Raw genomic sequence first — 1,035 nt, forward strand, 5'->3', positions numbered from 1 at the left:
GCTGAACGTACCAGATGGCTACGACTACGATCCGATCGTCGCTCGTGCTCTATCTGTTGACATTAGTGGCTACTCTTCACAACGCGCGCACCTTAGTGTCTATAAAGAGTATCAAGCGATGACTTCAGGTACCTACCAAGCGAAATACGCAAGCAAAGTAGCTTCTGAAGCACTCATCAACGGAAAAGCCGAAATGAATTTTCCAGTCTCCGATAGCCAAGGAAATCTGTTAGTCGAAGGTTGGGTTTATGACGGGTCAGACCCCGTTGAGCACGTGATATCAGCAGAAGATTCATCTTGGCGCATGTAAGCATTAATGTCATGAATAGCAAACAAACCTAAACCTCTTAGAGATGTTAAATATCAGCAAAAATCGCATCGATCTTTGAACATGCGATTTTTTTATTGTAAAACAATAGGCTTACGCTAGCCTAAACGGATGGAACTCAACTTGGATAACCCCAAAACTTACATTTTGGTCTTCATCGGTTCGATTGCTCTGCTCCTTTTACTTTTGTGGGGCTCACCCACCAGCGAAAAAACCTTATCAGCGACCGTCATCAGCAACACGTTGACTCAGTCTTTAGACGGGCAACGACGTTACCTGACGATAGACGCTCCTGATATCGAACAACAACGCGTCGCCGTTCCGATAACAACTGACTGTGCGATCGGTTCGACAGCCACATTTAGGCAAGCGACAAGCTCAACTTTTGAACCATCACTTTCATTCGTCAGCTGTAACTAGAATAGTGGTCACTCCCACGACAAGAAGGATTTAGCAATGCAAGCATTGATCAGTGCAAAAGAACTCCATGCCCTACTTGACCAACAAAATGTAAAGCTTTTAGACGCAAGCATTAGCTTTCAAATTCCTTCGGAAAGCAAAAAAATCACCGATAAATGGATTCCAAACACTTACCGTTTTGATTACGACAATGACTTTTGTCTGCCTGATACCTCTTTGCCGCACATGATGCCAACCGAAGCAGGATTTAATGTAAGCGCACAAAAGCTTGGGCTAAATAACGAAGA

General features: G+C 44.0%; 1 protein-coding gene and 2 pseudogenes. All 3 read left to right on the plus strand.

The features are described from left to right. Positions 1-310: pseudogene (locus R7P35_RS26310) on the plus strand (hypothetical protein); the annotation flags it as partial. Positions 311-451: 141 nt separating this feature from the next. After that, complete coding sequence (locus tag R7P35_RS26315; protein WP_017447384.1) at positions 452-748, plus strand: hypothetical protein; 297 nt, start codon at positions 452-454, stop codon at positions 746-748. Between the two features lie 36 nt (positions 749-784). Continuing rightward, positions 785-1,035 (plus strand): annotated as a pseudogene (locus R7P35_RS26320) (sulfurtransferase); the annotation flags it as partial.

This window comes from Vibrio sp. Vb0304, assembly GCF_033338995.1.
Taxonomy (GTDB): domain Bacteria; phylum Pseudomonadota; class Gammaproteobacteria; order Enterobacterales; family Vibrionaceae; genus Vibrio; species Vibrio alginolyticus.